We start from the raw sequence: 23,949 nt of genomic DNA, 5'->3' as shown, positions 1-23,949 counted from the left end.
ATCTGGTGTGGACGATGAGGCGGGCAACCGGGCCCCGTGGCCGCCCCGCAGGTGGCGCCGAGGGCGCCGCTGAGCGCGCTGGCCGAGGTGCTCGGCAGCTCGGCCGGCACCGTGCCGCCGGCTGACCAGGCTCGGGGAGGAACGGCTGCTGCGGGTGATCGGGCAGGTGGAGTGGCCGATGCCGGCCGAGGGCAACCCCATGCACCTCTGGGTGGCCACGGCCCCGGGGCAGGCGTGGCAGGTGGCCCGGCGGCTGTCCGAGCTGCCCGAGATACCGTTCGTCGCCCCGACCACGGGCCGCACCGATGTCTACTGCTCCCTGCACGCGACCCGGCGCGACCGGGCCCGGGAGCTGCTGATGACCCGGATCCCGTCCGTCCCCGGTGTGCGGTCGGCCCATACCGAACTGGTGCTGAGGGCGACAGCGAAGTCCGACTCCTGGCGGGAGCAGTGCGCCCAGGCCGAGGAGGGGGCCGCCCAGAGCGCTCCCGGTCACTCCCCCGGCGGCGGCCCGTCCCACTCGAGGACGTCCACCTCATCGCCGACCGCCAGCTTTCCGGCGCGGGTCACGGAGAACTGGCAGCCGAACAGGGTGGCGCCGTCCGGGCCGCGCCGGTAGCCGGTCAGGGTGCGCAGTGGCTCCGGGCCCGCCTTGACGCCCTTGCTCTGATCGACGGTCGTCACGACGCACCGGCCGGTGAGCTTGGCGAAGCCCAGCTCGGCGCCGCCGATGGCGATCCGGCGGATCCGGTCCTCCCGATGGGGTTCGTCCCATCCGCCGAGCACGATGCCGGGGCGGAAGCGGTTCATCGGCAGCGCGGCGCCGCCCGCCCCGGCGATTCGCCGGTTCAGCCCGTCCAGGCTGGCCCGGGAGACGAGGTGCACGGCGCCGCTGTCGGCGTAGCCGCAGGTGCCGGGGATCCATCCTTCGGTCACCCGGTCGTGCTCCGGGGGCACCCGCACCAACCTGCTCGGCGCGCCCAGCGCCTGCGATAGCCACGTGGCGGCGTCATCGCCCTGGTCGATCCCGAGGAAGGGGTTGTGGAACAGCTTGACCTCGCGCCGGGTGGAGGTGGTGTCGATGTCGATGGCCACCTCGCCCTCGCCGGGTGCCGACAGGGTGAGCCGGGTGCCGTCCAGGTCGATGGCGGGGCGGATGACGGCGAGCCGGGGGTCGCGCCGCTGGGTGCGGCACTCTCCGTCCTCGCCGATGACCATGAAGCTGCGGTCGTGTCGCAGACCCGCCTCCGTCAGCAGGGCATCGGATACCGGAACACCCGCGCATCCCTTGACGGGATAGGAGGTCAGCTCGACAACGGTCGCCACACGGCAACCCTACCCGGGGCCCCACTCGGCGGTCGCGTCGCCGATCGGCCGGCCGGGGCGCTCCTGCGCCCTCGCCCGGTGCCCGACCGGCGGTTCATGGCACGCCCCGGCTCCGCCATGCGCCCCCGGCCCGGCGTCCGACGGCAGTGCGTAGCGCGGAGTACGCCGGATGACCCACCGCGCACGGCTGGTGACCACCGGCATATGGCGTAGGCGCGCTGCGCCTCCCGCCGGCAGGAACCCAAAACCGGCCGTTTCCCTGGAGCGGCGGACGAGATCGCGGGAAAAGCACGACCTCCGTCGTCGCCCGGGGTCCCGGACAGGCGGAGTGAAGGGTGATGATTTCGGGGCCGCCCCTGAGAGCGGCTCGAAGGGGGGAAGTCGATGTGAGGCAATGATATGCGCGGCGGCGCGGTTCCCGCTATACACAGGCCGCGTGATTCTCCGCCAGTTCCCCGCCACCATGACGACCGGCCCTTTTCGGAGAACTGCCGCGATGCGCGGGCGGTCGGCGAGGCGATGCACGACAAGAGATACGGTAAACGCCGAGTCAAGTCCGTTCATGCGAAGGCTAGTTGGTTCAGGCACCAAGCGGCGCCCCTGTTCCGCGGGGCCATACCGGATGTCGGAGAAGAGACGAGCCGGGGCCGGGGTTCCGCGCCCGGCATCCTCGGTCCGGCACCATCTCCCCTCGCGTCTTCGCCCCGGCCGCCCCGCTCCCGGCCGGCCCCGCCGCTGAACGCCGCGGTCGGCGGCACGCCCCCGTAGATGCGTTTCAAGGACCGGCCGCGCCTAGGGAACCGCCGCCGGGCCCGCCAGGCGCATTCGCTCATGCGTCCCCTCTTCCCCCGCTCCACCGCAAGGCCGTCCTATTTCCCGCCCCTCGCTCCGCCTCCCGCTCTCCCCTCTCTCCTCCACTCCCCGGCATTCTTGGGTCGCCGGCAGGAAGAGCGGAACGGCCAGTTCCAGCGCGGTGCCGCGCGGTTACGGCCACTCGCCGCGGCGCGGCCGCCAAGCGGCCGATCTTGACCGGGCAGCGACGCAATAGCGCCGAGGAAGATCCCCTGCCGCACGTCCGGCCCGCACCGGGCGCCGTATTGAGCCGCCGGCCGCTCGTCCGCACTTCAACCGTCCATGCGCCGACCGCAATTCGCCCGGCCCGCCCACCCAGGACCGGTCACCGATCATCGGGAAACGAATCCGGCGGAATAGGGTCCGCCCCCTCCGGCGCCCCGGAGAATCATTTCCCGCCGTACGAGGACGTCCAGCGCGGCGTGATCGCCCGCCTCCACCCCGGCCCGCCGGACCCGCCCCGCGGACGGCCGTGCGCCCCCGGCCCTCCATGCGCCTCCCGCCGCTGAGCTGACGGAGCGTCAGTCGATTCCAGGGTGGCACCGGGCGGCGCACGGCCGTCCATGAGGCCCCCTGCGCCTTGTGACCAGCGGGGCCAGGCTGCGGTACTCGTACAGCCCGCCGGGTCCTCCGGAGGGGCACGTGGAGAGCCGTTGTGTCGAGAGGAACCAGCCTCATGGCCGTACGAGGAAGTCACCGACGCCCCGCATCGCCCAGCCGGGTCTCCCCGCTGTGCGCGGCCCTCACCGCCGGCGGTGTCGGCATCGTCCTGCCGTTCCTCGGCACCGGCCCCGCCCATGCGGCCTCGGCCGGCACCTGGGACCGGGTCGCCAAGTGCGAGAGCGGGGGCAACTGGCACATCAACACCGGCAACGGCTACTACGGCGGGCTGCAGTTCTCCCAGCACACCTGGGCGGCGTTCGGCGGCACCGCCTACGCCCCGCGGGCCGATCTGGCGTCCAAGGTTCAGCAGATCACCGTGGCGGAGGTGGTCCTGCGCAAACAGGGCCCGGGCGCGTGGCCGGTCTGCTCCGTCCACGGTCGGCTGAGCCGGTCCGGGCCGCCCGCCGAGGTGGCGAGCCGAAGCACCGAACACCGCGCCAAGCACCCGGCCAAGCCCGCCAAGAAGTCGGCCAAGTCCGCCGCGAAGTCCCGGGCCCGGCAGCACACCGCCCGGCGCGCGGCGTCCGGCTCCTACGCGGTCGTCCGCGGCGACACGCTGTCCCGCATCGCCACGCGTGCCTCAGTCAGCGGTGGCTGGAAGGCGCTGTACCACGCCAACCGTGGGACCATCGGCCCCAACCCCCATCTGATCCACCCGGGACAGCAGCTCGCCCTGCCCTCGGGCGCCCGGCACCAGCGCAAGGCGGCGCCCCGCCACCGTGCCTCGGCCACCTCGAGCCACACGGTGATCCGCGAGGCGGCCGCCCGCCCGCATACGGCCCCGGTCAGCGGGACGGTCAGCGCGGCGTACGGCATCCGCGGCGCCCGGTGGGCGAGCGGCCATCACACCGGCGTGGACTTCGCGGTCCCCATCGGCACCTCCGTGCGCGCGGCCGCCCCGGGCACCGTGGTGGCGGCGGGGTGGGGTGGCGCCTTCGGCTACCAGGTGATCATCCGCCATGCCGACGGCCTCTACACCCACTACGCGCATCTGTCGGCGCTGACGGTCCGCACCGGGCAGTCCGTCGAGGCGGGCCGCCGGATCGCCCGGTCCGGCAACACCGGGAACGCCACCGGACCGCATCTCCACTTCGAGGTCCGCACCGGTCCGCACTACGGGTCCGACCTCGACCCGCTCGCCTATCTGCGCTCCAACGGCGTCGGACTCTGACGGCTCACACCGGACACACGGCGCCCCTCAAGAAGGTGTCCGGCGGATCGTGACGCCTGCGGCAGACCGCTCCCCTCCGCCTCCCGGCAACGGGAAGGGGCGGAGAGGGGAACGACCCGCCGGACACCCCATAGGTCCATCTCCAGGGGGTGGGGGAAGGGGAGGCCGCCCGAGGCACGGCTCGGGCGGCCTCCCGCCATCCGCGCGGGGATCGGTCAGTACCAGATCGCGGCGGACAGCCCGGTGTCCGCCTCCTGAGGCGGTTCGGGAAGGCTCCGGGCGGTCCCGAGCGCGATGCGCCGCGCGCTCCAGGCCGCCACTGCCGCGTCCAGGACATCGTCGGACGGCACCCGGCCGGCCGGTCCGAGGTCGTCGGGCAGGACGATGCCCTGGTCCTCCAGCAGCCGTCGGCGCACGGCCTGGCCGTTCCAGCTCTTCTTGCTCCAGGCCACGGGCCGTCCCTCGTCGACGGCGGCGAAGGAGACCTCGGGATGGACCTCGTAGAGCCGGTGGTCGCCCCCGTCGCGGCACGCGTTGGCCTCGCGCAGCTTCGCGGCCAGCCCCCAGGTCTGACGGCTCAGCCCCTGACCCGTCAGGGAGCGGCAGCGCAGATTGGCCTCGTCGAAGTCATCCGCCTCCCAGACCCCGCGCGGCGGCACGGGGAAGACCCGGGAGCCGTGCGGGGCCACCTTCGCACGGGCCAGGGCCTCCGCCGCGCGCCATCCGGCCGTCAGCAGCCCCAGCGGCATGTCGACCGCCACCACGGCGGCGTCCGGAAGCCTGCCGAGCAGCTCGCTCAGCCCGCCGGCGGTATCCGCCCCGGCGAACCGGCCCTCCTCGCACAGGGTCACGGCCACCCAGCCGGTACGGCAGGCGTCCACCCCCACGACGAGTGATCCGGCGCATCCGGTTGCGGGCGGGGTGTGAAAAGCATCGCGGCGGGAACCCATGCGCCGTATCCGACCATGCCGATGGGCCGGTGCGGGGCAGAACGGCACGAAAGGACGGGCGATGGGCGTACGTACATGGATTCAGGAATGGCCTGTCTACCGCCAGCTGACCGGAAGCGATCCACTCGGCCGCGGCGCCGCCGCCACCTCGGCCGCCACCCGTGAGCAGCGACCCCGCACCGTCACCGCCGACAAGGTGGTCAAGTCGGTGTGCCCCTACTGCGCGGTGGGGTGCGCCCAGAACGTCTATGTGAAGGACAAGCGGGTGGTGCAGATCGAGGGCGACCCCGACTCACCGGTCAGCCGCGGCCGGCTGTGCCCCAAGGGCTCGGCGTCCCTCCAGCTCACCACCGGCGAGTCCCGGCGTCACGAGGTGCTCTACCGCCGCCCGTACGGCACCGAATGGGAGCGGCTGGACCTGGACACCGCGATGGACATGGTGGCCGAACGAGTGGTCCGCACCCGTCGCGAGGGCTGGCAGTGGGAGCAGGACGGGGTCAGCGTCAACCGCACCCTGGGGATCGCCAGTCTCGGCGGCGCCACGTTGGACAACGAAGAGAACTACCTCATCAAAAAGTTGTGGACGGGGCTCGGGGTGATCCAGGTGGAGAACCAGGCCCGGGTCTGCCACTCCTCCACCGTCGCCGGGCTCGGCACCTCCTTCGGCCGCGGCGGCGCCACCACCTTTCTGCAGGATCTGCAGAACTCGGACTGCATCGTGATCGAGGGCTCCAACTTCGCCGAGGCCCACCCCGTGGGCTTCCAGTGGGTGATGGAGGCCAAGGCGCGCGGCGCCAAGGTCATCCATGTCGATCCGCGCTTCAGCCGCACCAGCGCGCTGGCCGATCTGTACGTGCCGATCCGGGCCGGCACCGACATCGCCTTTCTCGGCGGCATCATCAACCATGTGCTCACCGGCGGCCATGACTTCCGCGACTACGTCCTGGAGTACACCAACGCCTCGACCATCGTCGGCGAGGACTTCGAGGACACCGAGGATCTGTCGGGGATCTTCTCCGGCCTCGATCCGGAGACCGGCCACTACGACATCTCCACCTGGAGCTACGAGGGCGCCCAGGTCCAGGCGCCGCAGGGAGCGCCCGACGAGCTGTACGAGCAGCGCACCGGCCGTGGCGCGTCCCTCTCGACCGCCGCCCAGTCCGAGTCGCATGGCTCCGGCGGCGCGCCCGTCCATCCGGACGTCCCCACCGACCGCACCCTGAGGCATCCGCGCTGCGTCTACCAGATCCTCAAGCGTCACTTCTCCCGCTACACACCCGAGATGGTCGAGGAGACCTGCGGGATTCCCCAGGACATCTTCCTGGAGGTGTGCCGCGCGCTGGTGGAGAACTCCGGCCCGGACCGCACCTCGGAGTTCGTGTACGCCGTCGGCTGGACCCAGCACACCGTGGGCGCCCAGTACATCCGCACCGCGAGCATCCTTCAGCTGCTGCTCGGCAACATCGGCCGCCCCGGCGGCGGCATCCAGGCACTGCGCAGCCACGCCAGCATCCAGGGCTCCAGCGACATCCCGACCCTGTTCAACGTGCTCCCCGGCTACATCCCGATGCCGCATGCCCATGCGCATGAGGACCTGGACACCTTCGTCGAGGCCGTCAAGACCGACAAGGGGTTCTGGGGCGAGATGCGCTCCTATGCCGTCAGCCTGCTCAAGGCGTACTACGGCGACGCCGCGCACGCCGGCAACGACTACTGCTTCGGTCATCTGCCCCGGCTGACCGGCTCCCACAGCACCTACCACACCGTGAAGGAGATGCTGAACGGAGTCTGCAAGGGCTTCTTCCTGATGGGTGAGAACCCCGCCGTGGGCTCGGCCAACGCCAAGATGCAGCGCCTGGGCATGGCCAACCTGGACTGGCTGGTGGTCCGCGACTTCTCCCTCATCGAATCCGCCACCTGGTGGAAGGACGGACCGGAGATCGAGACCGGCGAGCTGCGCACCGAGGACATCGCCACCGAGGTGTTCTTCTTCCCCGCCGCCGCCCACACCGAGAAGTCCGGCTCCTTCACCAACACCAACCGGATGCTGCAGTGGCATTTCGCCGCCAAGGAGCCGGACGGCGAGGCGCGCAGCGATCTGTGGTTCATGTACCACCTGGGCCGGCTGGTCAAGGAGCGGCTGAAGGACTCCACCGACCCCATGGACCGGGCCGTCCACGATCTGGCCTGGTCCTATCCCACCGAGGGCCCGCTCGCCGAGCCCAGTGCCGAGGCGGTCCTGGCCGAGATCAACGGCCGCGACGCGCGGGGCGCGCCGCTCAGCGCGTACACCCAGCTCAAGGACGACGGCTCCACCTCCTGCGGCTGCTGGATCTACTGCGGGGTGTACGCCGACGGCGTCAACCAGGCCGCCCGCCGTAAACCGCACACCGAGCAGGACTGGATCGCCGCCGAATGGGCCTGGGCCTGGCCCGCCAACCGGCGCATCCTCTACAACCGCGCCTCGGCCGATCCCGCCGGCCGTCCGTGGAGCGAGCGCAAGGCGCTGGTGTGGTGGGACGAAAGCCAGGAGCGGTGGACCGGCCATGACATCCCGGACTTCATCCCCGACCGGGCGCCCTCCTACCGCCCGCCCGAGGACGCCCGGGGCCCGGACGCGCTCAGCGGAGTGGATCCGTTCATCATGCAGGCCGACGGCAAGGGATGGCTGTACGCCCCGGCCGGGCTGGTGGACGGGCCGATGCCGACGCACTACGAGCCGCAGGACTCACCGGTGCGCAATCCCCTCTACCCGGAGCAGCAGCGCAACCCGGTCCGGGAGGTGATCTCCGATGAGCACAACGCCTTCCATCCCAGCGGGGACGAGCCGGGCAGCGAGGTGTTCCCGTACGTGATCACCACCTACCGGCTCACCGAGCACTTCACGGCGGGCGGGATGAGCCGCTGGACGCCGTATCTGGCCGAGCTGCAACCGGAGTTCTTCTGCGAGGTCTCTCCCGAGCTGGCCCGCGAGCGGCATCTGGAGCACACCGGCTGGGCGACGCTGGTCAGCGCGCGCGGGGTGATCGAGGCCCGGGTGATGGTCACCGAGCGGATGTCCCCGATCAGGGCCGGGGGCCGCACGGTGCATCAGATCGGGCTGCCCTACCACTGGGGCCCCAATGGCTACACACGCGGGGACGCCGCCAATGAGCTGTCCGCGATCGTCCTCGACCCGAATGTCCACATCCAGGAGGTGAAGGCGCTGAGCGCCGACATCCGTCCCGGCCGCCGCCCCCGCGGCCCGGAGCTGACGGCTCTACTCGAAGACTATCGGCGGCGCGCCGGGATCACGGCGCGGACCGGAACGGAGGTGCGGGGATGACCGACACCTCCCGGCGCTCGTCACTGATCGGCCGCAATCTGCTGGCCGGAGCCGAACCGGACGTGGCCGGGGACGCCGGCCACGACGGGCATCCGCCCCGGGTCGGCTTCTTCACCGACACGTCGGTGTGCATCGGCTGCAAGGCGTGCGAGGTGGCGTGCAAGGAGTGGAACGCCATCCCGGAGGACGGGCTGGACTTCACCGGCATGTCCTTCGACAACACTCAGGGCCTTGACGCCTCCAGCTGGCGCCATGTGGCCTTCATCGAGCAGAGCAAGCCGCTGGGCCGGGCCGAGGCGGCGGTCGACCACAGCGATGTCGATGTGCTGGCCCTCGCGGCGCAGGGCTCCGGGACCCCGGTCGGGGAGGCGGCGATCACCCCCACCTCCCCGGCGCCCTCCCCGTCCGCCGACGGGCAGACCGGGCTGCGCTGGCTGATGGCCTCGGACGTGTGCAAGCACTGCACCCACGCGGCGTGCCTGGATGTGTGTCCGACCGGTGCGCTGTTCCGCACCGAGTTCGGGACCGTGGTGGTCCAGGACGACATCTGCAACGGCTGCGGCTACTGCGTGGCCGCGTGTCCGTACGGGGTCATCGATGTACGGCCCGAGGACGGCGGGGCCCATAAGTGCACCCTGTGCTACGACCGGCTCGGCGCCGGCCAGGAACCCGCGTGCGCCAAGGCATGCCCCACCGACTCCATCCAGTTCGGCCCCCTGGACGAGCTGCGCGAGCGCGCCGCCGCCCGGGTCGAGGAGCTGCACCGGGTGGGGGTGGAGGACGCCCGGCTGTACGGACACGACCCAAAGGACGGTGTCGGCGGCGACGGCGCCTTCTTCCTGCTGCTGGACGAGCCGGAGGTGTACGGGCTGCCGCCGGACCCGGTCGTCACCACCCGGGATCTGCCCTCGATGTGGCGGCACGCCGGTGCCGCGGCGCTGACCCTGCTCGGCGGCGTGGCCGCCGTGTTCGCGGCAAATGGCGGCATGAGCGGACGCCGTACCGGAAGGAGGGGCTGATGAGCGAGTCGGACGTCACCCGTGACGGCATCCGCGGCGCCCGGCCGGACCGTGACGCGCTGGTCGGCAGGGGGATGGAGAACGGCGAGCGGCGCCGCCGCAAAGGCGGAAAGGGCCGCAAGGGCGATCAGTCGATGGTCCCCCGGGCGGAGTTCACCTCCTACTACGGGCGGCCGGTGCTCAACCCGCCCACCTGGAGCGCCCGGGACGTCGCGGGCTACTTCTTCCTCGGTGGGCTCGCGGGCGCCGGCTCGGTGCTCGCGGCGGGCGCCGAGCTGACCGGCCGTCCGGTCATGGCCCGCGCGCTCAAGGTGTCCTCGGTGGCCGCCCTGGCCGGCTCCACCGCCGCGCTGATCCACGACCTCGGGCGCCCCGAGCGGTTCGCCAACATGCTGCGGGTCTTCAAGCCCACCTCGCCGATGAGCGTCGGCTCATGGCTGCTGATGGTCTACGGCCCGATGGCCGGTGCGGCCGCCGCCTCGGACCTGGCCGGGCGGCTGCCACGCGCCGGCCGGGCGGCCACGGTGGGCGCGGGGCTGCTGGGCCCGGCGGTGGCCTCGTACACGGCGGTGCTGGCCGCCAACACGGCCATCCCCGCATGGCACGAGGGCTACCGCGAAATGCCGTTCGTCTTCATCGGCTCGGCCGCCACGGCGGCGAGCGGCATGGCCCTGCTGGTCTCGCCGGTCACCGAGAACGCCCCGGCGCGCGGGGTCGCGGTCCTCGGCACGGCGCTGGAGACCGCCGCCGTCAAGGCCATGGAGCGGCGGGTCGGCGTGGTCGCCGAAACCTACCGCGAGGGCCGGGCGGGCCGGCTGATGCGTGCCGCCGAGGCACTTTCGGCGGCGGGCGCCCTCGGCGGCGCCGTCCTCGGCCGCCGCAGCCGCACCGCCGCGGCCCTCAGCGGCGCGGCCCTGGTGGCGGCCTCCGTCTGCACCCGTTTCGGGGTCTTCCACGCCGGGATCCGGTCGGCGGAGGACCCGAAGTACACCGTCCTGCCCCAGCGGGAACGGCTCGACGCACGACGGGAACGGCTCGACGCACGACAGGACCGGCCGCAGGACGGCTGACCCGCGGGGCGCGCCGTACGACCGCCCCGCCGCGGCCGTACGGCGCTGCCCGAAAGGGCAGTCCGCACTGCCCTTCCCCGGCGGGCCCCGGCCTGGACGGCGCGGCATCCGCCCCGCGACGCTGACTCAAGGCGGACATCCGGTGTGGGGCGGCAGTCCCCGGGGAGCGGCAGATGCACGCACATGAGCACGACCACGGACACGAGCACGACGAATCCCTCGCCTCGCCGAAGCGGACGGGCCCTGATGAGCAGGCGGAACTTCCGCATCTGCTGCGGGCCGCCGCCACGGGCCGTACGGAGGTGCTCGGCCCCTCCGGGATGAGCACCCTGCAGCGCACGGTCGGCAACTCGGCCGTCGGAGCGGCGATCCAGCGGGACGCCGAGCGGGGCGAGGAGAGCGAAGGGCGGTCGAGCGTCCATGACGTCGTCGCGTCCGGCGGCGGGGAGCCTCTGGACACCGACACCCGCGGCGACATGGAGGCCCGGCTCGGCGCCGACTTCGGGGACGTACGGGTGCACACCGGCTCCGCGGCACACGAGTCGGCGAAGGAGGTCGGCGCCCACGCCTACACGGTGGGGAACAACGTGGTCTTCCAGCGGGACGCCTACGACCCCTCCTCGCATCAGGGCAGCACCACGCTCGCCCATGAGCTGACCCATGTCATCCAGCAGCGCAGCGGCCCGGTCGACGGTACGGAGGCCCCGGGCGGGATCCGGGTGAGCGATCCGTCCGACCGCTTCGAACAGGAGGCGTCGGCCAACGCCGAGCGGGTGATGGCGGAGCCGTCGCCCGCCCCGGCCCCCGCGCCCGCCCCGGCGGCGGCCGCGCCCTCCACCGCCGCGCCGCCGGTGCAGCGCCAGGAGGCGGACGAGGACGAGGAGCCGGCGGACGTCCAGGGATCGTTCGTCCAGCGGGCCGCCGAGAGCGGGACCGAGGACGAGGAGGAGGCCCCGCCCGAGGGATAGACCGGCTGGGGGGTGGGCCCACCTGCACGATGGGCCCGCCCTGGCCTGTCAGCCGTTGCTCTTCGTCGCCGAGATCTTGCCGCCCAGGAACAGCGACTCCGAGCACTGGGACGGCGCCGGGGCCTTCACCGGCCGGCCCACCTCACGGCAGCTCACCGAGATCGTGACCTTGCCCTTGGCCGCCACCTGGATGGGGGTCACGAAGTGGTAATCGGAGTCGCGGAAGTTCTCCAGCGCCAGATTGAGCAGTTGTCCATCGTCACTGGAGATCACCAGCGTCCCGGCGTCGCCCTGCGGATTCTGCACCACGATGTCGGTGAGCTCGAAGCTCTTCCCGTCGGGGACCGTGTACGCGGTCCGCTCGGCGGCCCCGCCACCCACCGCGTCGCGCACCTGCACCCGTGCGCTGGTCGGGGCCGCGGGCCCGCCCGGCTCCCCGGGCTCGGCATGCGAACCGTCGGACGGCGCGCGGGACCTGCCGCCGCCGGGGCCGGTCGAACCGCCGTCCTGGCCTCCCTCCTGACCGCCGCCGCCCGACGCCCCCTGTCGGCCGCCGCCCTGCTGCCCGTCCTGAGCTCCGCCGCTCTCCTTGTCCCCTTGTTTCACGGCGGATTCGACCGCCTGCGGGGTGATCGCCTCCCGGGCGGCCGACCGTACGGTGGGGCGCAGCAGCGCGTACCAGAGGCCCACCAGGAGCGCGGCCACCAGGACGGCGGCGGCGAGCGCCCGGGGAAGCCAGCGGGGCAGGATGGCCTGTTGTTCGTAGGTGCCGTCCAGGACCACCGGCTCGTACGGGTCCTGGCCCTCCCCCGTCCGTGGTGTCACCACCGCCTGGAACGGATGGGTGATCGGGGTGCCGCGCCACAGCCGCTGGGTGGGGCGCACCCTGAGCGTGGCGAACTTGGCCTCGCCCGGTGGAACGGTCAGCTCGGTGGGCTCGAAGGCCATTTTGGCCCGCTCGGTGGCGCCGCGTGCGCTGAGCGCCACCGGAAGGGGTGTGTTGCCGCGGTTGTCCACCGCCACTTTGTGACGGCCGCGCCAGGCGCTGTTGGAACCGCGGGGCACCAGCTCCGAGGTGACCTCGGTGAAGGGCCGCACCGTCACGCCGCGTTCGAGGACGGTGGTCTCGCTGTGTTCGCTGGTGGGCACCACCCGCAGTCCGAGCGGTATCTCCCCGGGAGCCGTCCGGGGGCTGCGGGGCGGACGCAGCTTCACGATGGCCGCACCCGTCGCCCCCGGGTAGAGCGACAGGGTCTCCGGTTCTACGGTGGTCCAGTCGGCGCAGGGCCCGACCACCTCGAATCGGCACTCCTCCACGGTGGTTCCCGAGTTGAGCACTTGTACGGGGAGTTCGGCCTCGCCGCCGGGCTCGACCACGACGGAGGACTCGTCCAGGCTCGCCGAAACACTCATGCCGCGCACCGTATTCTCCGGTTCATGGCGTCGGCAGCGGCCGCGCAGTCACACTTTCGGGCAATTGCGGTGCCCGGTGAGCCACGCCCAATTCCCTTGGAGAACTAGGAGGATTACTGTGGTTGGCCGCTAAAGGGAGGCGAGTGTGAATGAAATGTGATGACATGGACACGTCATGCTCACCATGCTTGGTCATGACCCTCCCTCAGTCGCCCGAGGGGAGAGAGCGACGTGAATCAAACGACGGGAGAACGCGTTACGGTGGCGCTGCGCGCCCAAGACCCTGTGTCGCGGGCCGGAGTGGCCAGCCAACTGCGCACCCGGCCCGAGGTCAAGGTCATCGACTGGGACGAACCGGACTCACCGCAGGTCGTGGTCGTCGTCCTGGACGTACTCGATGACGGCGCTCTACGCGTGTTACGCCAGATTCAACGGACCAGTGCCGCGCGGGGGGTGCTGGTCACCACCCAAATCGATGAGCAGCAACTGGTCAACGCCGCGGAGTGCGGCTTCGTCGGAGTCGTCCGCCGCGCGGAGGCGACGCCGGAGCGGTTGGTGCAGGTGATCGCCGCGGTGGCGAAGGGCGAGGGCCGGGTTCCTCCGGATCTACTGGGCAGCCTGCTCGAGCAGGTGGGCCGGCTCCAGGGTCAGGTGCTGGCGCCGAACGGGCTCAACTTCACCGGTCTGGCCACCCGCGAGATCGAGGTGCTGCGGCTGGTCGCCGAGGGCTATGACACGGCGGATATCGCCATGAAGCTCTCCTACTCCGAACGCACGATCAAAAACGTTCTGCATGCCGTGATGACGCGGCTGAATCTCCGTAATCGCTCCCATGCCGTGGCATACGCGCTCCGGCAGGGATTGATATGAGCGTTGCCTCAAGGGGCAGCCGGCCCTTCCCTAAGGGCTGGCTCACCCCTCGGTGCGCCACTCCCCGGTGAAACGCGATCGTGGAGCCCGGCGCGCCGATCTCGAGTGGGGTGTTCTGTGCGTTCTGTGCGCGGGTTCCAGCACTTTCGACCGCTTGCCGGGGTACGTGGTGACGCGCGGGCTCGCGCGTTGCGCGTCGGCACGCTGACCGCCGTTCTGCTCCTGGTGATCAGCGTCGTACCGGGCGCGGCCGCGGGCAAGCGCGCGGCCGCCGAGCGTCCTGCGGTCACCCCGGCCGTGGTGGACGAACCGCTCGACCCTGGTGACGCGCTGACCGTGGACAAGAAGGTGCGCACACCGGTGGTCCCACCCCGGCCGGATGTGGTGCTGCTGGTCGACGGCACGGGCAGCATGCAGCCCACCATCGACAACGTCCAGGCCAACCTGGAGCAGATCACCAGCGAGGTGCGTGAGCAGCAGCCCGACTCCCGCTTCGCCGTCGCCACCTACGGAGACCAACAGGTCGACGGCGAGCGGGTGTTCACCGTGCTCCAGGGGCTGACGGACGATCTGGGCGACGTACGAGACGGCGTCGACCAGCTCACCGACGACCGCGGCTCGTACAGCCCCGGGCCCGCCGAGGACTGGATCAACGGTCTGTGGCAGATCGCCAACGGGGCGAGCGGCACCTTCCGGGAGGGCGCCAGCCCCGTCGTCGTCCTGGTCGGCGACGCCTCCAGCCATGACCCCAGCAAGGGGCATTCGCTCACCGATGGCATCAACGCGCTCAAGGACGCGGGCGTTCGCGTCCTGGCCGTGGATGTGGCGACCGAACTCGGCGACGGCCTGAACGGCAACGGCGACAACGGCAACGGCCCGGGCCAGAATCAGGAGCCGACACACGACCCCGATCAGGCGACCAAGGTCGTCCAGGCCACGGGCGGCAGGCTCTTCCAGGACATCGAGGCAGACGAAGTGGCCGGCACAGTGGCGGAGGGGCTGACCAATCTGCCCACCACCGTCAGCTATCAGACCTTCGGCTGCGACCCCGCCCTCTCGGTCACCCTGGATCCGGCCACCCGGCAGGTGACCAGCGGTGAGGTGGCCACCTTCACCGAAACCATCACGGTGGCGGACGACGCGCCGCAGGGCGTCACCGTGCACTGCGGCGTGCAGTTCCTGCTCGACGGCAAACCACCGGCCGGGCAGATGCCGGACGATGTGATACCCGCCCGGGAATTCCGTGTTCAGCGGGGGAACGGGAACAGCCAGGGCCTCCCGGGCACCCCGCATGAGGACGACACCGGCGGAAACGGCGACCCCGGCTCCGGCACCGACGGCAGCGGATCCGTCGCGGGGGCCATTGGCGGCGCGGTGGGCGGCACCGACGGCGGCGGGAACGGCGGACTCATCGGCGGCGCTGCCGGTGGTGTGTCGAGCGGATCCGACGGCTGCGGCGGCGGTTCGATCGCCGGCCTGGCGGCGGGTGGTGTCGGAGGCTCGGACAACGGAGGCAACGGCGGCGTGATCGCCGGGGTGCTGGGCGGACTCATCGGAGGCTCCGGCGGCGACTGCGGCGCAGGGGCGAGCGGCGGTTCCGGAGCCGGGGGCAACGGTGCGGACGGCGGTTCCGTGGCCGGGGTCATCGGCGGGGTGATCGGCGGAGCCGACGGCGGCCAGAACGCCGGTCTCATCGGTGGGCTGCTCGGCGGAGCCACCAGCGGGAGCGGTGGCGAGATCGGCGGTCAGCAGAACGGCGGCCAGAACGGAGGGGGCCAGAACGGAGGCCAGCAAAACGGAGGCCAGAACGGCGGGAACCAAAACGGAGGCCAACAGAACGGAGGCCAACAGAACGGAGGCCAAAACGGCGGCCCCGGCGGCGGGGACGGCGGTGACGACCCCACCCCCGAGGACTACCAGCAGCACATCAGCATCACCGTCAACGATGTGACCGCCCCCGTCATCACCGTGGACGACCGCACCATCGAGGCCACCGACGACAACGGCACCGAGGTCGACTTCACCGCCACGGCCCAGGACGCGGTCGACGGCGATCTGCCCGTCAGCTGTGATCCGGCCCCCGGTTCGCGCTTCCCCGTCGGCAGGACGCGGGTCAGCTGCACCGCCACCGACTCGTCCGGCAACACCGGCACCGGCACCGCGACCTTCACCGTGCTCCCGGCCCCCGTGCCGGACGAGGCGGATCTCGCCGTCACCACCGCCGTCGGCCCCACGCCGACCTACATCGGGCTGCGCACCAGGGCCCGCCTCACCCTCACCAACGCCGGTCCCGAGGCGGCCAAGAACGTCGTGGTCACCACCGCCTGGCCCCGTACCAAGGACGCGGACGACCGCCACCTCTCCACGCTGTCGCGCTGCACCCGGACCACCCCGTGCACCATCGCGCCGGGCGGACGGATCACCGTGACCCAGACGGCCGTCTACCGCACCGCGATCCGCGGTGACCTGAAGGTCTCCGTCAGCGGTTCGCCGCGCGATCCCCGGCGCGCCGACAACACGGACACGGCCCGCGTCCAGGTGCTGCGGCCCAAGCTGACCGTCACTCCCAAGGTCGCCCGCCCCGGCGATGTGGCGGTGGCCCGCGGCAAGGACTTCCCGCCCGGCGCCACGGTCGCGCTCAGCTGGAATCCGGGCGTCACCGCGGCCCGGTCGACCGTACGGGTGGAACGCGACGGCACGTTCGAGGCCCAGGTGCTCGTGCTGCGCAAGGACCGGCTCGGTCCCCGCACGCTCCGCGCCGCGGTGACGGGGCTCGAGCGGCTGGAGAAGCCCGTGCTCGTCGTACGGCGCCATCTGCAGCCGCCCGACTTCGCCGGCCGGGGGTGAGAGATCCGTGATCCACGAGGTCGACGAGGCGCTGCGCGCCATGTTCCGGGCCGAGGCCCTGGCGGGCGGCCAGGTGACCGTGGTCTTCGACGCCCCCACCCGCGACTGGGCCGCCAAGGTCAACGCCCCCACCGTCAATCTCTATCTGTACGACATCCGCGAGGACATGCGGCGCCGGGAGCGCGGTCTGCTCAATGAGTACGACGAGCAGGGCACCATCGTGGCCCGGCGCCGCCCGCCCCGGTATTTCAAGCTCTCGTACCTCATCACCGCGTGGACCAAGCGCCCCGAGGACGAACACCGGCTGCTCTCCTCGCTGCTGTCCTGTCTGCTGCGGTACGAGGCCCTGCCCGCCGAGCGGCTCACCGGCACACTCGCCGAGCTCGGCGTCTCCGTACCCATGACGGTCGCGCTGCCGCCGCCCGAGGACCGGTCGTTCGCCGATGTGTGGAGCGCGCTCGGGGGCGAACTCAAGCCCTCGCTCGACCTGGTGGTGAGCGTGCCGGTCACCGAATCGCCCGTCTATCCGGCCGGTCCGCAGGTGGGCGAGGAGGGGGTGCGCCTGGGCTTCTCCGACTCCTCACGGGACGCCCCTGCCCCACCGGCGTCCACGCAGCCGATGCCGGGCGGCGCCAATCTGCCGGTGTACGGGGCCCGCCGCACCGGTATCGCCGCCCACGTGGCCGAAGAGCGCACGGAATGAGGAGCACGACGGACGCGGAGACAGGGACACCGAACCCGAGCCTGCGCCACCTCCTCGACCGCGCCATCCTCCTCGAACAGCGGATACGGCGCGCCGTCCACGCCCGTCAGCTCACCGACCCCAACCCCGACGACGCCTTCCGCGGCCTCTACCTCAGCGACGAGACCATCCACCGGCTTCTCGACGCCGGACGCGCCCTCGATTCCACGGCTCCCGACGACACCGACACCGCTCTCCTCGCCGAGACCGAAGCGCGCGCCGACGCCGCGGCCCGCGCGGGCCGGCCGACCCGACTGAGCGCCCTGGCCCACGAGTTCGGCCTCTCCGCACTCGATGTGGAGATCCTGCTGATCGCGCTCATCCCGGATCTCGACGATCGCTTCGAGCGGTTCTACGGCTATCTCAACGACGATGTCACCCGCCGTCGGCCCTCCATCGGTCTCGCCCTCGGCCTGTGCGGGCGCTCCGCGGCCGACGCGGCCGCACGGGCCGGGCTGTCCCCGCAGGCCCCGCTGCGCGCGGGCGGTCTGCTGCTGGTCGAGGAGCCGGACCGCCCGTTCCTGGCCCGTGCGCTCCGCGTCCCCGACCGGGTCACGGCGCACCTCCTCGGCGATGACACACCCGATCCACGCATCGTCGATCTGCTCGCCCCGTGGCAGGACGTGTCCGGCGTCGGCGATCCGGCGCCGCTCGCCCGAGCCCTCGCCTCCGGTGACCCCCTGGCGTATCTACGGGAGGACCAGGGCGGCGCGGGCACGGCGCTGGGGGCCTCCGCCCTCGCCCGGGCGGGGCACGGCGTCCTCGGCCTCGATCTGGAGCGCCTCGCCCGGGACCCCCATCCCGCCGAGGCCGTGCGGATCCTCTCCCGAGAGGCCCGGATCACCTCCTCGGGTCTGGTGTGCGGTCCGATCGACGCCCTGATCCGCGACAAACCCGAGGTCATCCGGCTGGTGGCCGACACCCCGCTGCCCGTCGTGCTGGTCGGCCGCGCCCCCTGGGACGCCGCGTGGTCCTCCCGTCCGCCGCTGCTGCTGCATGCCCCGCGCGTGGAACCGCCGGCCCGGGCTGCGCTCTGGTCGGACGCCTCCGACGCCCCGCTCCCCGCGGACCTCGACCTCACCCGCCTGCTCTCCCCGTTCCTCCTCACCCCCGACCAGATCACCCGGGCCGCCCGGGGCGCCGCCCAGAGCGCGGTGCTGGACGGCGGCACCCTCCATCCCGACCACATCCGCGCCGGGGCCCGCGCCCAGAACGCGGCGGGCCTCGACCGCCTCGCCCGCCGTATCGAACCGGCCGTGGGCTGGTCCGACCTCGTACTCCCCCCGGGCACCCTCGCCCAGCTCCACGAACTCACCGCCCGCGCCCGCCACCGCGACCGGGTCCTGGGCGAATGGGGCATGCGGCCGGGCGGTGGCCGGGGGCGCGGCGTGACGGCCCTCTTCGCGGGTGACTCCGGTACCGGCAAGACGATGTCGGCCGAGGTGATCGCCGCCGACCTGGGCCTGGACCTGTACACGGTCGATCTGGCCACCGTCATCGACAAATACGTGGGCGAGACCGAGAAGAACCTGGAGCGCATCTTCTCCGAGGCCGCCGGCATCAACGGCGTTCTGCTCTTCGACGAGGCCGACGCCATCTTCGGCAAGCGCTCGGAGGTCAAGGACGCGCACGACCGCTACGCCAACGTCGAGAGCGCGTACCTCCTCCAGCGCATGGAGACCTTCGACGGCCTGGCCATCCTCGCCACCAACCTCCGCGCCAACCTCGACGACGCGTTCACCCGCCGCCTCGACCTCGTCGTCGACTTCCCCCTCCCCGACGCCGACCACCGCCGCCTGCTGTGGGACCGCTCACTGGGCACCGTCCTCCCCCGCTCCACCGATCTGGACCTGGACTTCTGCGCCGAGTCCTTCGAACTTGCGGGCGGCAACATCCGCTCGGTGGCCGTCACCGCCGCCTACCTCGCGGCCGAGTCCGGCAGCCCGGTGACCATGTCCGACCTCATCCACGCACTGCAGCGCGAGTACCAGAAACTGGGCCGCCTGACCCTGGCCTCGGAATTCGGCCCGTATATGCCCCTGCTGACGGGCTGACAGGTTGCTCAACCGTCGCCGGCTCAGTCCCCGCCCGTGCCGTGCGTGGGGGCGCCTGAGAAGCTGCCGCATGATCCGCTACCTGCGATTCTTCTTCGAGGCCGGCGTGGACACTCCCCTGTGGCCGGAGGACATGGACAGCCCGTACGGCTACCCCTGTGAGCTGGACAGGCTGCCGATCAGCCCGGCCACCCGAGAAGAGCTGGCGACGTTGTCCGAGTGGTACCAGTCATCGATCGACTGGAGGTATCCGCCGGACCCGTCGCCGTGGTCGGACGAGGAGCGGCAGGTCTTCAAGCAGCGGGCGCACGCAGCCGTGGCCGCTCTGCGCCGTGAGCTGGGGACAGGCTGGACAGTCCGGGACGAGAGTCTGCTGTGAGGGAGCTGGGACCATCGAGGACTATCGCTTCGCGGAAGCCTTCGCCGACGCTTTCGGCGAGGCCGACGGCGAGGAAGGCGCCGTGCCGCCGCCCGGGTTCGGACCGTAGGCGTCCAGGAAGCGGTCGCGGAAGGAGCTCATCTTCCACACCGGGGCCTTCGCGCCCGGCATCAGCCCGTCCTCCCAGCCCCAGTGGGAGATCCGGTCCAGCACCGCCTTGTCGTGCGCGACGATCGCGACCGGTACGTCCCGGCTGGCGTTGTTGCCGCTGACCCGCGAGAGGGGCTGGTGGTCGCCGAGGAAGACGAGCACGGTGTTCTTGTTGCCGTACTTCAGCACATAGTCGATGAGGCTGTTCACCGAGTACTGGATGGACTTTCCGTACTCGGCCTTCACCTTGTCCGAGTCGGTGAACACATCCGCGGGATGCTTGCCGGCCTTCTGGATGGCCTTGTAGACCGAGCCGTCACCGACCTGGCTCCAGGGGATCGTCTTGGGGATGGGCGCCCACGGCTGGTGGCTGGAGGTCAGGATGATCTCCGACATCAGCGGCTTGTCGCGCTTCTTGCCGTGCTCCAGGTGCTCGAACGCCTTGAGGGCGTACTGGTCGGGCATGGTCGACCAGCTGAACTTCGGGCCCTTGTAGCCGAGATCGCGGGAGTCGTAGACATGGTCCAGGCCGTAGAACTTGCCCTCCGGCCAGCCCTTGGTGATTCCCGGCATGATGCCGACCGTCCGCCAGGCGCCGGTGCGCTGGAAGGCGCGGGTGATGGACATGTGGTCGCCCGCGGTGACGGTGCGATAGCGGTTCTGGTTGTCGATCCACAGGCCGGTGAGGAAGGTCGAGTGCCCCAGCCAGCTGCTGCCGCCGTACGTGGCCGAGGTGAGCCAGCCGCTCTTGGAGGCGAACCCGGCCTTGTTCAACCGCTTGGTGGCGTTCTTGAGGGTCTTGTCGACACCGGGTGCGATGGCCGGGTCCTCGATGGCCGAGCGGCCGTAGCTCTCGATGAAGGTGAACATCATGTCCTTGCCGCGCAGCCCGGTCAGCAACTGGTCGCCGGGGGTGTCGCCGTAGGTGTCCACGGCGGCCACCTTGGCGAACTCCCGCTCGTCCTCGAGGGTCTTGCGCACCCGCTCCGCCCGGTCCTGGACGAGCGCGGTGGTGCTCCGGGACGCGAACGGCGCCCCGGCCACCTGCACGCCGAGCGCCGCGCACATGACCCAGACGGTGCCGAGCACCAGGGTGGTACGGGTCGCCACGGCACTGTTCCTCGCCATGACGTTGCTGATCCGCAGGACCGCGAGCCCCATCAGGACGAGCACCGCGACGGCGAGGACCACGACACCGATCACGGCGGCGGTGGCGGCCGTCCCGCCGAGCGCGTCCTTGACGTACGACTGGGCGTCGTCCAGCAGTATCCAGTCGAGCACCACGTTGAACCCACGGCCGAGGAACTCGTTGAAGCCGATGTCGAGCAGGTTCAAGATGGTCAGCGCCCCGAGGACCACCCCGGCGAGCACCGCCACCACCCGCCGCGCCATCGACGGCAGCATGAGCAGCAGCGTGGCACCGAACACCCCCTCCACCGGGATGCGCATAAAGGCGCTGGGTTCGACGAGGCTGAGCCGGGTCGGCAGGAGGAGAGCGATGAACACGAGGGCGAGGGAAAGCCCCGTGGCCGTCCACGCCACCGCCCGCGCCACGGCGGGGTAGGTGACCCGCCAGCCCTTGGGGGCGGCGGCCGTGCCGTGGTCGGAGCTCACCTCCTGGTCGGGGACCGCGTCCGGCTCCCCGGTGTCATCCTGCCGCCGGGCGGGGAGATCCTGCGTGGCCTCAGCCTCGGCCTCTGTCTCAGGTGGCCCCTCCGGCGGGGGGCCTTCTGTCGGGGCCTGCCCCGTGGTTCCCTTGTCCGTTTCCGACCGCTGATGAGAGCTCGATTGGCGCGACAACCCGAAGGTCCTTCCCTGCGAAGCCCGGTGGTGGCACGGCGGACCCGGCTCGGGTAGTCGGGCCCGTCCTCATCCGTACGGCGTGCCGGGGGCCTCCGTTCAATCACCTGGCATTTTTCCCGGCGCCTTCCGTTCCCTCTCGAGCGCCCCCGGCCCCACGATAGGCTGCGACCTTCACATGGATGTGAAAGTCAGCCGGATCGGTGGCACGCGGGCAGAGAGACAAGGACGGACACATGCGTATCGGAGAGCTCTCGGAGCGCACCGGCACCCCGCGTCGGCTACTGCGCTACTACGAGGAGCAGAAGCTGATCCTGCCCGACCGCTGTGCGAACGGCTACCGCTCCTACGACGAGCGTCTCGTCGACCGGGTGCTGCAGATCAGGGGGCTGCTCGACGCGGGGCTTCCGACCCGGATCATCAAGCGGATCCTGCCGTGTCTCGACAAGCCCCGGCGCATTCACTTCTCCGACGCCACACCGGAGATGATCGCCACGCTGGAGAACGAGCGGGACCGCATGAGCCGGCGCATCGAGTGCCTGACCCGCAACCGGGACGCGATCTCCGAGTACCTTGACGCCGTGCGCAGCGACAACACCGCCAGCTGACCCACCCCCGGGAGCCCACGATGACCGTCCGCCGTGTCGTACCCAACGTCCGGTCCGAAGCGATGCGGGAGAGCCGGGAGTTCTACGGTCTCCTGGGCTTCGAAGAGGTGATGAACCAGGGCTGGATCATGACGCTCGCCTCCACCGCCAACCCCACGGCCCAGATCAGCGTGCTGACCCACGACGAGACCGGGCCGGTGGTCCCCGATGTGAGCGTCGAGGTGGACGACGTGGACGCGGTCTACGCGGCGATGTGCGACCGCGGTGCCGAGATCGTGCACTCCCTGCGGGACGAGGAGTGGGGCGTCCGCCGCTTCTTCGTCCGCGACCCCAACGGCCGCGTGATCAATGTGCTGAGCCACCGCCGATAACCCGGTGCGTGCCGTCGGCACACCGCGCTAGCGTCCCCCTCATGACGACGCCACCGCGCATCCGCCCGCGCCGCTCCGCCGATGAGCGCACCCAGTTGCTGGGCTGGCTCGATATGCAGCGCGCCATCATCGCGTGGAAATGCGAGGGCCTGTCCGAGGCGGACGCCCACCGCTCCCTCCTCCCGACCTCGCCGCTGATGACCCTGGCCGGGATCGTCTCCCATATGCGCTGGGTGGAGCACCTGTGGTTCGAGATCGTCCTGCTCGGCCGCCCGGCCCAGGGCCACCAGTTCGACGATGACGCCAAGGACGCCGGCATGAGGGTCGAGGGCATTCCGCTCGCCCAGCTCCTCAAGGACTACGCCCAGCAGTGCCAGGTGTCCAACGAGATCACGGCGACCCACGCCCTGGACGACACCGGCCGCTACCCGGACTTCGACGCCACCTCCACCAGCCTGCGGTGGATCCTCTTCCACATGATCGAGGAAACCGCCCGCCACGCAGGCCATATGGACACCATCCGGGAACTCGTCGACGGCGAGAAGGGCTACTACTGAGGCCCCGCTACGGTGGCCGGATGACCTACATCGAGATCAACGGCTCGCCCGCCACCGCGGACACATTGCGGCTGCCCGCGCTCACCAGCTACGGGCACTTCACGGCGATGCAGATCAGAGACAGGCGGGTGCGCGGCCTCGATCTCCACCTCGATCGGCTGCGCTCGGCGACCCGGGAACTGTTCGACGGCGACCTCGACGAGGAGCGCGTACGGGCGGACGTCCGGCACGCCCTGGAGGCCGTCGACGTCCGCGACGCCTCGCTTCGGGTGTACGTCTACTGGCCCGAGGACGACGAGCGGGCCACCTTGATGGTCACGGTGCGTCCCCCGCAGACGATGCCGGTGGGCCCGAAATCCGTGATGTCGGTCCCCTTCGTCCGAGAGCTCCCCCACATCAAGCACCTGGGCGGCTTCGGCCAGAACCACTACCTCACCGCCGCGCACCGCGCCGGACACGACGAGGCTCTACTGACGGATGGGCAGGGTGTGGTGGCCGAGGGCGCGATCACCAACATCGCCTTCTGGGACGGCGAGTCCGTCATCTGGCCGGACGCCCCCTCGCTCCGGGGCATCACCATGGCCCTCCTCGAACCCCGTCTCCCCTCGACCCGCCGCCACGTGACTCTCGCGGACCTCTCCTCCTACCGGTCGGCCTTCCTCACCAACTCTCAGGGGTTCGCACCGGTGCGGCGGATCGACGAGGTGGCGTACACGGTGGACGAAGAGCTGATGGGGCGGGTGAGCGCGGCGTACGAGGCGGTGGTGTGGGACACGATCTGAACCCTGATCGGGCCTGGGCTCGACTCTGACAC

At 71.4% G+C, this 23,949-nt stretch carries 18 protein-coding genes and 1 pseudogene; 15 read left to right on the top strand and 4 right to left on the bottom strand.

What is annotated here, in order from left to right:
* Positions 1-178: 178 nt before the first annotated feature.
* Positions 179-358: pseudogene (locus tag AS97_RS48045) on the top strand (Lrp/AsnC family transcriptional regulator); the annotation flags it as partial.
* A 134-nt stretch (positions 359-492) separates the two neighbouring features.
* Here AS97_RS48045 and AS97_RS41590 read toward each other — a convergent pair.
* Positions 493-1,326 carry an MOSC N-terminal beta barrel domain-containing protein gene (locus tag AS97_RS41590; RefSeq protein WP_210566718.1) on the bottom strand — a complete coding sequence of 278 codons (834 nt, stop codon included), beginning with the start codon at positions 1,324-1,326 and terminating at the stop codon, positions 493-495.
* A 1,528-nt stretch (positions 1,327-2,854) separates the two neighbouring features.
* On the opposite strand from AS97_RS41590, the gene AS97_RS41585 reads away from it, so the two are divergent.
* Positions 2,855-4,012: a transglycosylase family protein gene (locus tag AS97_RS41585; RefSeq protein ID WP_125761180.1), complete on the top strand. Its 1,158-nt coding sequence runs from the start codon at positions 2,855-2,857 to the stop codon at positions 4,010-4,012.
* Positions 4,013-4,227: 215 nt separating this feature from the next.
* On the opposite strand, the gene AS97_RS41580 is transcribed toward AS97_RS41585, so the two are convergent.
* Positions 4,228-4,962 (bottom strand): DUF429 domain-containing protein, encoded by a 735-nt coding sequence (locus tag AS97_RS41580; RefSeq protein WP_125761182.1) that lies wholly within the window; start codon positions 4,960-4,962, stop codon positions 4,228-4,230.
* Between the two features lie 61 nt (positions 4,963-5,023).
* Here AS97_RS41580 and fdh point away from each other — a divergent pair, with 61 nt between their 5' ends.
* The 4 genes from fdh to AS97_RS41560 all read left to right on the top strand — a co-directional run bounded on the left by fdh (position 5,024) and on the right by AS97_RS41560 (position 11,344).
* Complete coding sequence (fdh, locus tag AS97_RS41575) at positions 5,024-8,287, top strand: formate dehydrogenase (protein ID WP_210566717.1); 3,264 nt, start codon at positions 5,024-5,026, stop codon at positions 8,285-8,287.
* A complete protein-coding gene (locus AS97_RS41570) occupies positions 8,284-9,306 on the top strand; it encodes a 4Fe-4S dicluster domain-containing protein (protein ID WP_059142895.1) in 1,023 nt (340 codons plus the stop codon). Before fdh ends, AS97_RS41570 begins: the two co-directional genes overlap by 4 nt.
* A complete protein-coding gene (gene nrfD, locus AS97_RS41565) occupies positions 9,306-10,376 on the top strand; it encodes an NrfD/PsrC family molybdoenzyme membrane anchor subunit (RefSeq protein ID WP_125761186.1) in 1,071 nt (356 codons plus the stop codon). Before AS97_RS41570 ends, nrfD begins: the two co-directional genes overlap by 1 nt.
* A gap of 173 nt (positions 10,377-10,549) precedes the next feature.
* Positions 10,550-11,344 (top strand): DUF4157 domain-containing protein, encoded by a 795-nt coding sequence (locus AS97_RS41560; RefSeq protein ID WP_059142897.1) that lies wholly within the window; start codon positions 10,550-10,552, stop codon positions 11,342-11,344.
* A gap of 48 nt (positions 11,345-11,392) precedes the next feature.
* Here AS97_RS41560 and AS97_RS41555 read toward each other — a convergent pair whose 3' ends face one another.
* Positions 11,393-12,757 carry a hypothetical protein gene (locus AS97_RS41555; protein WP_185929943.1) on the bottom strand — a complete coding sequence of 455 codons (1,365 nt, stop codon included), beginning with the start codon at positions 12,755-12,757 and terminating at the stop codon, positions 11,393-11,395.
* A gap of 261 nt (positions 12,758-13,018) precedes the next feature.
* On the opposite strand from AS97_RS41555, the gene AS97_RS41550 reads away from it, so the two are divergent.
* From AS97_RS41550 to AS97_RS41530, 5 genes are all read left to right on the top strand, one after another.
* Entirely contained in the window at positions 13,019-13,627 is a 609-nt protein-coding gene (locus AS97_RS41550) for a response regulator transcription factor (protein ID WP_228053696.1), read from the top strand.
* A 225-nt stretch (positions 13,628-13,852) separates the two neighbouring features.
* Complete coding sequence (locus AS97_RS41545; RefSeq protein ID WP_247204867.1) at positions 13,853-16,474, top strand: VWA domain-containing protein; 2,622 nt, start codon at positions 13,853-13,855, stop codon at positions 16,472-16,474.
* Between the two features lie 7 nt (positions 16,475-16,481).
* Positions 16,482-17,177: a DUF4255 domain-containing protein gene (locus AS97_RS41540; RefSeq protein WP_210566715.1), complete on the top strand. Its 696-nt coding sequence runs from the start codon at positions 16,482-16,484 to the stop codon at positions 17,175-17,177.
* The gene (locus tag AS97_RS41535) at positions 17,174-19,270 is read left to right on the top strand and encodes an ATP-binding protein (protein WP_059142901.1); all 2,097 of its coding nucleotides are present in this window, start codon (positions 17,174-17,176) and stop codon (positions 19,268-19,270) included. The genes AS97_RS41540 and AS97_RS41535 overlap by 4 nt, the downstream gene beginning before the upstream one ends.
* Positions 19,271-19,340: 70 nt before the next feature.
* Entirely contained in the window at positions 19,341-19,649 is a 309-nt protein-coding gene (locus tag AS97_RS41530) for a hypothetical protein (protein ID WP_086708621.1), read from the top strand.
* A 21-nt stretch (positions 19,650-19,670) separates the two neighbouring features.
* Here the strand turns inward: AS97_RS41530 and AS97_RS41525 are convergent, their stop codons facing one another.
* On the bottom strand, positions 19,671-21,413 hold the full coding sequence (locus AS97_RS41525) for a sulfatase (protein ID WP_247204659.1): 1,743 nt from the start codon (positions 21,411-21,413) through the stop codon (positions 19,671-19,673).
* A gap of 422 nt (positions 21,414-21,835) precedes the next feature.
* Between AS97_RS41525 and AS97_RS41520 the strand changes: the two genes are divergently transcribed.
* From AS97_RS41520 to AS97_RS41505, 4 genes are read left to right on the top strand one after another with little or no spacing between them, the layout of a single operon-like run.
* Entirely contained in the window at positions 21,836-22,207 is a 372-nt protein-coding gene (locus AS97_RS41520) for a MerR family transcriptional regulator (RefSeq protein WP_059142904.1), read from the top strand.
* A 20-nt stretch (positions 22,208-22,227) separates the two neighbouring features.
* Positions 22,228-22,578, top strand: coding sequence for a VOC family protein (locus tag AS97_RS41515; protein ID WP_059142905.1), 351 nt, complete (start codon positions 22,228-22,230; stop codon positions 22,576-22,578).
* 41 nt (positions 22,579-22,619) lie between these two features.
* Positions 22,620-23,135, top strand: a complete 516-nt coding sequence (locus tag AS97_RS41510) for a DinB family protein (protein ID WP_086708619.1) — start codon at positions 22,620-22,622, stop codon at positions 23,133-23,135.
* Positions 23,136-23,155: 20 nt separating this feature from the next.
* On the top strand, positions 23,156-23,917 hold the full coding sequence (locus AS97_RS41505) for an aminotransferase class IV family protein (RefSeq protein ID WP_059142907.1): 762 nt from the start codon (positions 23,156-23,158) through the stop codon (positions 23,915-23,917).
* Positions 23,918-23,949 lie beyond the last annotated feature (32 nt).

This window comes from Streptomyces sp. AgN23 (assembly GCF_001598115.1).
Taxonomy (GTDB): domain Bacteria; phylum Actinomycetota; class Actinomycetes; order Streptomycetales; family Streptomycetaceae; genus Streptomyces; species Streptomyces antimycoticus.
The sequence above is the reverse complement of the archived record's forward strand: the minus strand, read 5'-3'. Positions and strand labels throughout refer to the sequence as shown.

Bases quoted from the DNA above. Each gene is read 5' to 3' on its own strand.
- AS97_RS41585 (WP_125761180.1), top strand. From the start codon at position 2,855: ATGGCCGTACGAGGAAGTCACCGACGCCCCGCATCGCCCAGCCGGGTC.
- AS97_RS41580 (WP_125761182.1), bottom strand. From the start codon at position 4,962: ATGGGTTCCCGCCGCGATGCTTTTCACACCCCGCCCGCAACCGGATGC.
- fdh (WP_210566717.1), top strand. From the start codon at position 5,024: ATGGGCGTACGTACATGGATTCAGGAATGGCCTGTCTACCGCCAGCTG.
- AS97_RS41570 (WP_059142895.1), top strand. From the start codon at position 8,284: ATGACCGACACCTCCCGGCGCTCGTCACTGATCGGCCGCAATCTGCTG.
- nrfD (WP_125761186.1), top strand. From the start codon at position 9,306: ATGAGCGAGTCGGACGTCACCCGTGACGGCATCCGCGGCGCCCGGCCG.
- AS97_RS41560 (WP_059142897.1), top strand. From the start codon at position 10,550: ATGCACGCACATGAGCACGACCACGGACACGAGCACGACGAATCCCTC.
- AS97_RS41555 (WP_185929943.1), bottom strand. From the start codon at position 12,757: ATGAGTGTTTCGGCGAGCCTGGACGAGTCCTCCGTCGTGGTCGAGCCC.
- AS97_RS41535 (WP_059142901.1), top strand. From the start codon at position 17,174: ATGAGGAGCACGACGGACGCGGAGACAGGGACACCGAACCCGAGCCTG.
- AS97_RS41530 (WP_086708621.1), top strand. From the start codon at position 19,341: ATGATCCGCTACCTGCGATTCTTCTTCGAGGCCGGCGTGGACACTCCC.
- AS97_RS41520 (WP_059142904.1), top strand. From the start codon at position 21,836: ATGCGTATCGGAGAGCTCTCGGAGCGCACCGGCACCCCGCGTCGGCTA.
- AS97_RS41515 (WP_059142905.1), top strand. From the start codon at position 22,228: ATGACCGTCCGCCGTGTCGTACCCAACGTCCGGTCCGAAGCGATGCGG.
- AS97_RS41510 (WP_086708619.1), top strand. From the start codon at position 22,620: ATGACGACGCCACCGCGCATCCGCCCGCGCCGCTCCGCCGATGAGCGC.
- AS97_RS41505 (WP_059142907.1), top strand. From the start codon at position 23,156: ATGACCTACATCGAGATCAACGGCTCGCCCGCCACCGCGGACACATTG.